Below are 7225 nucleotides of genomic sequence, written 5' to 3'. Positions count from 1 at the left end.
AGGGCGGCCTCTACTCATTTGCAGCAGCCTCGACGGTTGACACCGTTGTCACCTGGTAGGGCGGTTCCCCCTACAGTGGGCACCACCAGAAGTTTCGATGGAAGGAACGACTCATGGCCGAGTCGCGCAATCCCGCTCGGCGGGCAACACAACTCCGGTCGTGGCGGCAGCAACGCGCCACGCGGAGGCCGCGATCAACGCGGAAGCCGGCACGCCCCGCCCAGGCAGTGGGAAGCCGGGCGCTCGTGACGCCAAGCCGTCCTACCGCGATGCCAAGCCCGGCAAGCCACGGCGTGACGGCAAGTCCTATGACGCGCCGCGCAACCGGCGTCAGGAAGAGGGCGACCGCACCGCAGCACAGAAGATCTACGACGGGCCGCCGATCCCCGACGACATCAGTGCCAAGGACCTCGACAAGCACGCGCGTCAGGCCCTCCAGGCTCTGCCCGAGAAGCTGGCCGACAAGGTCGCCCGCCACCTCGTGATGGCCGGCCTGCTGATGGCCGAAGACCCCGAGACGGCCCACAAGCACGCCCTCGCGGCCCGTGCTCGTGCCACCCGTACCGGACTCGTCCGCGAAGCCTGCGGCGAGACTGCCTACGCCGCCGGCAAGTGGGCTGAAGCGCTCTCCGAGTTCCGCGCTGCCCGACGCATGTCAGGAAACTACCTGTATGCGCCCATGATGGCCGACTGCGAACGTGCCCTCAAGCGACCCGCCAAGGCGCTCGAATACGACACCCCCGAGATCCCGTTCGCACCTGGACGAAGCCGGCAACACCGAGCTGACGATCGTCATCGCGGGTGCTCGACGCGATCTGGGTCAGCACGACGCGGCGCTTCGCCTGCTCGAGACCGAGCCCCTGCACACCAAGGGACGTGCCGACTGGGTGGCGCGGCTGCGCTACGCCTACGCCGACACTCTGCTGGCAGCTGGGCGCAAGGACGAGGCTATTGAGTGGTTCCACCGCACCGTGGCCGTCGACGGCAACAGACCACCGATGCTGAAGAACGACTCGTGGAGCTCGGCGAGACCCCGCAGGTCTGACACGCGACGCAGCAACGAACGGCCCCGCCCCTCGAGGGGCGGGGCCGTTCGTCGTGGCGTCAGGCCTGGTTCGCGGTGTCGATGATCCAGGCCAGCCCCCAGGCGCGCTCCTTCCAGGAGGCGTAGCGTCCGCTGACGCCGCCGTGGCCGGCATGCATCTCGGTCTTCAACAAGATCGGCGCCTTCCCAGTCGCGGTGGCGCGGGCTGGGCGACCCACTTGGCCGGCTCGACGTACATCACGCGGGTGTCGTGCAAGCTGGTGACAGCCAAGATGGCGGGATAGTCGTGGTCGCCCGACGTTCTCGTACGGCGTGTACGACTTCATGTAGGCGTAGACCTCGGGATCGTCGAGGGGGTTGCCCCAGCTCGTCCACTCGATGACGGTCAGGGGGAGCGACGGGTCGAGGATCGTGGTGAGCGCGTCGACGAACGGCACCGCCGCGACGATGCCTGCGAAGGCGTCGGGCGCGATGTTGGCCACGGCGCCCATCAACAGGCCACCGGCGCTGCCGCCCTCAGCGATGAGTCGATCGGCGGACGTCCATCCTTCGTCGACCAGATGACGTGCGCTGCGCGATGAAGTCGGTGAACGTGTTGCGCTTGTCGGCTTGCTTGCCGTCGTCGTACCAGTGCCGTCCGAGCTCGCCGCCGCCACGGACGTGCGCGATCGCGAACACGAATCCGCGGTCGAGCAGCGACAGCCGCATGACCGAGAAGCTCGGGTCGATGCTGGTCTCGTAGGAGCCGTAGCCGTAGATCAGCGCCGGAGCCGTGCCGTCGCGAGGCGTGTCCTTGCGGCAGACGATCGAGATGGGCACCCGGGTGCCGTCTTCGGCGGTGGCCCAGCCGCGGTGCTGCTCGTAGTCGGCGGCGTCGTAGCCACCGAGGACGGGCGCCTGCTTGCGCAGAATGAAGCTCACGGGTCTCGGGGTCGTAGTCGAGACTGACGACGGCGTCACGAACGAGCCGACCCCGACGCGGATCAAGGGCGGATCCCACTCGGCATTCGATCCCACGCCGCTGGTGAACAGCTTCGCCGAAGTCGATCTCAGTCATCTGGCCGAGGCCGTCGGACGAGATGGGGATGATGCCGACCCTGGCCAGGGCATCGCGCCTCAGCGACACGACGATGTGACGGGCGAAGACATCGACGTCTTCGAGCCGGATCGCATCACTTCCGGCTATCACGACGGTCTGGTCGGACGGGGCGTCGACCGGTGCTGTGACGAGCTCGAAGTTGAGTGCGCCGTCGTTGTGCAGGATCACGAAACGGTCGTGGCCGTTGATGACTGCGTGCTCCAACGAGTACTCGACACCTTCGCGGCGGGGGAGCACGATCCGGAACTCACCCTCGGGCTGGTCGGCTTCGAGCACCCGGTACTCGCTCGTGATCTTCGAGCCCAGCCCGATGACGAGATAGCGCTCGGAGTGCGTGCGGCCGACCCCGACGAAGTAGCGCTCATCGGTCTCTTCGAGCACGAGGACGTCGTCGTCGTTCGAGCCGACGCGGTGGCGCCAGACCCGGCAGGGGCGCCACGCATCGTCGACCGTCGTGTAGAACAGGTGGGTTCCGCCAGCCGACCAGGTGGCACCCGCGCTGGCGCCGGTGATCACGTCAGGAAGCACCTCGCCGGTGCGAAGGTCCTTGATGCGGATCGTGTAGCGCTCGTCGCCCTGCACGTCGATCGACCAGGCGAGGAAGTTCTCGTCGTCGCTGATGCTGAAGCTTCCCAGCGAGAAGAACTCGTGGCCCTCGGCCTCGACGTTGGAGTCGAGCAGCACCTCTTCGCCGGGAATCGTGCTCTCGGCATCGAGGTCGGGCGGAGTCCAGTCGTCGGGATCTTGGACGGCGCAGCGGCACCGGATCGCGTACTGCTGTCCCTCGACCGTGCGGGCGTAGTACCACCAGGATCCGTGCCGGGTCGGCACGGACAGATCGGTCTCGAGGGTCCGCGACTTGATCTCGTCGAAGATCTGTTGGCGCAACGGCTCGAGGTGCGCGGTGGCAGCATCGGTGTGGGCGTTCTCGGCCTCGAGATAGGCCAACGTCGCCGGATCTTCTTTGTCGCGCATCCACTCGTAGTCGTCGACGAAGTCGTCGCCGTGGTGGCTACGGGTGACAGGGCGCCGTTCGGCAACCGGTGGGGCGACGTGGGAAGCAGGAACGGTCATGTCTGAAACGTACCGGTGTGCCCCGCGCCGAGTGCAGGGTCATCGGCACGAAAGGTGTGCACGGGGCCAGGCGGCGTCCCAACGAGTCTCGAACCGGACCGTGACCCGACCGAGTCCGGCGCCCAGACCCACCCGTCTCCGTGAGCGGCATGATGCACGTCCATGCCGGGGTGCCAGCGCACCGGTGCTGCCTCGACGTGCTCTTCTGGGATGTCGTCGATCTCGACCTCGGGATCGTCGTCCGAGAACAGGTCGTCCTGGACCCAGTCGGCCAGGCCGCTGACTCCCACCCCGATCAGGCGCAGCCCGTTGCTGATGTCTTCGCCGGCGAGCAGGGCACGAGCGGTGGTCGCCAGGATGCGAGCTGTCGGTCGGGTGAGGCAACGTGGACGACCGGGTGTGCGTCTCGAAGTCGTGGGCGTCGCAGCTTCAGGGTGATCGTGCGCCCTGAGAGACCGTTCTTGCGCAGCCGCGCCGACACGTTGCGAGCCATGCGGTCGATGATGGTCTCGAGCTGAAGACGATCGGCGATGTCGTGGTCGAAGGTGTCTTCGACGCTCACCGACTTGGTCTCGCGGTGAGCGACGACGGGACGGTCGTCGACTGCCCTGGCGAGCCGGTGCAGCGATCGTCCGGATGACTGGCCGAGCAGTCGCACGAGCTCGTCCTCGCTCGGCACCCGCAGGTCGTCGACCGTCACGATGCCCACGCGACGCAGTCTCTGGCGGTGGCAGGGCCGACTCCGGGAATGGCCGTGACCTGCATCGGGCCCAGGATGGCGGCCTCGGTGCCGTCGGCGACGATGAAGACTCCGTCGGGCTTGTTGACCTCGCTGGCGATCTTGGCCATCAGCTTGGACGAGGCGACGCCGACAGAGGCGGTCAGTCCGCCGGTGAGCTCGGTGATGTCGGCGCGAATCGTCGCCACGATCTCATCGACCCGGGAGGGATCGAACCGCTCGCCGGCCGAAAGGTCGACGAACGCCTCGTCGAGCGAGAGCGGCTCGATCAGCTCTGACTCCTGACGGAGCCGGTCCATGACGAGGCGACTCGCCTCGCGGTAGGCCTCGAAGCGTCCGCCCAGGAAGGCAGCGTGGGGGCAGCGGGCCGTGCTTCTGCGGTTCGCATGGCCGAACGGACACCGTGGAGCCGGGCCTCGTAGGACGCCGTCGCGACGACTCCGCGTTGTCCGACGCCGCCGACGATGACGGGCCGGCCACGAAGGGAGGGCTTGTCGCGCTGCTCGACCGATGCGAAGAAGGCATCGAGGTCGAGATGCATGATGGTGCGCGACATGCAGCCATTGTGGCGCGTGCCACCGACAGCATCGTCGTCCACAGGCACTGCCGGCGTGCAGCCCGTCCACAGACGCGCTCCTGACGGGTGCGGCGCGCGTCCGTGGCAGGCGACGGTGAAGTCATGACCGACGCACCCCCGACCTTCACCGCCCATGACGTCCCTGACCTGATCAACGCCCTGCCGACACTCTTCGGCTTCACACCGGTCGAGTCGCTCGTGGCCATCGCGACGCACGGGCCGCGGCGCAGGTTCGGCTTCCGCCTCAGGATGGACCTGCCGAGCGCGGCGTCATCGGCGCCCGACGTGGCGAGCCTCGTGGTCAGGCATCTGCTCAACCAACGTGCGGAGGGCGCGATCCTGATCGTCGTGACGCAGCGGCAGGACGTCGCCCTCGCGACTCTCGACGCGATCCACCACGAGATCGACAGCACGGACGGCATCGACCTGATCGTGCGAGTCCGCGCCGACGGCAGCCGGTACTGGACCGACGTTCCCGGTGACGCTCCAGGAGGCTCGCCCTACGAGACGTCACCTCACCACCTGGCGATCGTCCACGCCGTGGCGGCCGGGCAGCAGATCCTGCCCGACCGAGAGACTCTCGTCGCGCGGTTCGGGCCGGTCACGGGGAGCGACGTCGGTGGCTCGAGCGAGGAGCAGCCGAGATCTTGTCGGAGGTCGTGCGTCAGGTCGCGCGTCTCGACCCGGCCGGCTGGCACCGGCCGGACGTCGGTCGTCGGGCCGATCCTCGACCGAGCCGTGTCCGCCGAGCCGGTCTCCGACGCCGACCTGCTGAGACTGGCAGCGTGGACGTCGTGCATCAAGGTGCGCGACGAGGTCTGGGCGCGCATCACCCGCGACACCTCCCAGGTCATGCTGGACGTCCTGGTCCGGGTGGCCCAGAGCGTCGTGCCGCCCTTCGAGCCGGCAGTCGCTGAGCCTGGCAGCGTTCGCGGCCTGGCTGAGCGGTGATGGTGCGCAGGCGCTCGTCGCGGTCGAGCGCGCCCTCGACGCCGACCCCTGCTACACGATGGCGCAGGGCATCCTCGACCTGCTCGAGGCCGGGATCTCGCCTGAGCTCTGGGACGACGACGCGTTATTCGTGCCGGGGGCCCGTGGGACGCCTAGTGTCGGGGCCATGGGTCAGGACGTTGTGCGCGCGAGTTCAGCCGAGAAGATCGCACCCGCTACCGGGCCAAGGTACGTCGCTGTCTCGACGTGTTCGCCCAGATGCTGGGCGAGCGCGACTTCTCCTTCAGCACACCCACGTGGGGATCGAGATCGAGTTCAACCTCGTGGACGGTCAAGGCGATCCGGCGCTCAAGAACGCCGAGGCGCTGGCCGCGATCGCCGATCCGGACTTCCAGACCGAGCTCGGGCTGTTCGACATCGAGATCAACGTCGCCCCGCAGCGGATCGACGGGGCAGGCCTCGAGCAGATGCAGCGTGCACTGCGCGACGACCTCAATGCCGCTCAGGACAAGGCTGCGAAGGTCGACACGCACCTGCTGATGATCGGCATCCTGCCGACGCTGCAGGACGGGCACTTCAGCCGTGACGCGATCTCGGCGAACCCGCGCTACCACCTGCTGTCCGAGCAGATCCTGGCCGCCCGCGGTGAAGACATCGAGATCATCATCGACGGCGTCGACCGTCTGCAGACCACGGCCGACACGATCATCCCCGAAGCGGCCTGCACCAGCACGCAGCTTCACCTGCAGGTACATCCTGAGGACTTCGCGGCGACCTGGAACGCCGCACAGGCGATGGCAGCGGTCCAGGTCGCGGTGGGTGCGAACTCGCCGTTCCTGCTGGGACAGCATCTGTGGCACGAGACCCGCATCGCGCTGTTCGAGCAGGCCACCGACACCCGCAGCGAAGAGCTCAAGGCACAAGGTGTGCGTCCACGAGTGTTCTTCGGGGAGCGGTGGGATCACGTCGGTGTTCGACCTGTTCGAGGAGAACGTCCGCTACTTCCCGGCGCTGCTCCCGATCGTCGACGACGAGGATCCTGTTGCTCAGCCTCGAGGCGGGGCGAGTGCCCACCCTCGGCGAGCTTCGGTTGCACAACGGCACGGTGTACCGCTGGAACCGGCCGATCTACGACATCGCAGGCGGACGGCCGCACCTGCGGATCGAGAACCGCCTGCTGCCGGCCGGTCCCACGGTCATCGACACGATGGCAAACGCCGCCCTGTTCTACGGCCTCGTCACGGTGCTGCGGTCTGGTGAACGTCCTATCTGGTCCCAGCTGTCGTTCAGAGCGGCCGAGGACAACTTCCACCAGGCGGCACGCGACGGTATCGACGCCGAGATCTACTGGCCCGGTGTCGGCACCGTGGCTGTGCGTGAGCCGTGCTGCGTCAGCTGCTGCCGCTGGCGCATGCAGGTCTGGAGCAGATGGGGGTCGAGGCTGACGTCCGCGAGCGCCTGCTGGGCGTCATCGAGCAGCGCTGCATCGCCGGGCGCAACGGCGCGACCTGGCTCATCCAGGAGTTCGCCCACCACAGCGCCGGCACGACAGACCGCCTCGCGGCCATGCGCGCCACGACCCAGGAGTACGAGAAGCTCGTGCACGCGGGCGAGGCCGTGCATCTGTGGCCGACACGCTCCTGAGAGCACCCTGAGATGGAATCGCTTGGGCGGTCGTGCCACACTGGAGCGAGAGGTTGACCACAGGCCTCATTGTTGCGCCCATCTACCGTTTGTGAG

8 protein-coding genes and 3 pseudogenes are annotated in these 7225 nt (G+C 67.7%); 5 read left to right on the top strand and 6 right to left on the bottom strand.

What is annotated here, in order from left to right; genetic code table 11:
* Positions 1 to 160: 160 nt before the first annotated feature.
* Positions 161 to 955: a hypothetical protein gene (locus ACHMWU_RS21310; protein ID WP_396046580.1), complete on the top strand. Its 795-nt coding sequence runs from the start codon at positions 161 to 163 to the stop codon at positions 953 to 955.
* A gap of 149 nt (positions 956 to 1104) precedes the next feature.
* Here ACHMWU_RS21310 and ACHMWU_RS21305 read toward each other — a convergent pair whose 3' ends face one another.
* The 6 genes and pseudogenes from ACHMWU_RS21305 to ACHMWU_RS21280 all read right to left on the bottom strand — a co-directional run bounded on the left by ACHMWU_RS21305 (position 1105) and on the right by ACHMWU_RS21280 (position 4498).
* Positions 1105 to 1569, bottom strand: coding sequence for a prolyl oligopeptidase family serine peptidase (locus tag ACHMWU_RS21305; protein WP_396046966.1), 465 nt, complete (start codon positions 1567 to 1569; stop codon positions 1105 to 1107).
* Entirely contained in the window at positions 1562 to 1753 is a 192-nt protein-coding gene (locus ACHMWU_RS21300; RefSeq protein ID WP_396046964.1) for a prolyl oligopeptidase family serine peptidase, read from the bottom strand. The genes ACHMWU_RS21305 and ACHMWU_RS21300 overlap by 8 nt, the downstream gene beginning before the upstream one ends.
* 415 nt (positions 1754 to 2168) lie before the next feature.
* Positions 2169 to 3218 (bottom strand): annotated as a pseudogene (locus tag ACHMWU_RS21295) (oligopeptidase B); the annotation flags it as partial.
* Positions 3215 to 3508, bottom strand: coding sequence for a hypothetical protein (locus ACHMWU_RS21290; RefSeq protein ID WP_396046578.1), 294 nt, complete (start codon positions 3506 to 3508; stop codon positions 3215 to 3217). The gene ACHMWU_RS21290 and the pseudogene ACHMWU_RS21295, both read right to left, overlap by 4 nt.
* 5 nt (positions 3509 to 3513) lie before the next feature.
* Positions 3514 to 3927 (bottom strand): hypothetical protein, encoded by a 414-nt coding sequence (locus tag ACHMWU_RS21285; RefSeq protein WP_396046576.1) that lies wholly within the window; start codon positions 3925 to 3927, stop codon positions 3514 to 3516.
* Positions 3915 to 4498, bottom strand: a pseudogene (locus ACHMWU_RS21280) (hypothetical protein). The gene ACHMWU_RS21285 and the pseudogene ACHMWU_RS21280 overlap by 13 nt, the downstream one beginning before the upstream one ends.
* A gap of 138 nt (positions 4499 to 4636) precedes the next feature.
* On the opposite strand from ACHMWU_RS21280, the gene ACHMWU_RS21275 reads away from it, so the two are divergent.
* From ACHMWU_RS21275 to ACHMWU_RS21260, 4 genes and pseudogenes are all read left to right on the top strand, one after another.
* Entirely contained in the window at positions 4637 to 5485 is an 849-nt protein-coding gene (locus ACHMWU_RS21275; protein WP_396046574.1) for a DUF4192 domain-containing protein, read from the top strand.
* A pseudogene (locus ACHMWU_RS21270) lies at positions 5448 to 5531 on the top strand (hypothetical protein); the annotation flags it as partial. The gene ACHMWU_RS21275 and the pseudogene ACHMWU_RS21270, both read left to right, overlap by 38 nt.
* A 250-nt stretch (positions 5532 to 5781) precedes the next feature.
* A complete protein-coding gene (locus ACHMWU_RS21265) occupies positions 5782 to 6930 on the top strand; it encodes a hypothetical protein (protein WP_396046572.1) in 1149 nt (382 codons plus the stop codon).
* The gene (locus ACHMWU_RS21260; RefSeq protein ID WP_396046570.1) at positions 6914 to 7129 is read left to right on the top strand and encodes a hypothetical protein; all 216 of its coding nucleotides are present in this window, start codon (positions 6914 to 6916) and stop codon (positions 7127 to 7129) included. Before ACHMWU_RS21265 ends, ACHMWU_RS21260 begins: the two co-directional genes overlap by 17 nt.
* Positions 7130 to 7225 lie beyond the last annotated feature (96 nt).

The organism is Aeromicrobium sp. UC242_57 (assembly GCF_044452305.1).
Lineage (GTDB): Bacteria > Actinomycetota > Actinomycetes > Propionibacteriales > Nocardioidaceae > Aeromicrobium.
The sequence above is the reverse complement of the archived record's forward strand: the minus strand, read 5'-3'. Positions and strand labels throughout refer to the sequence as shown.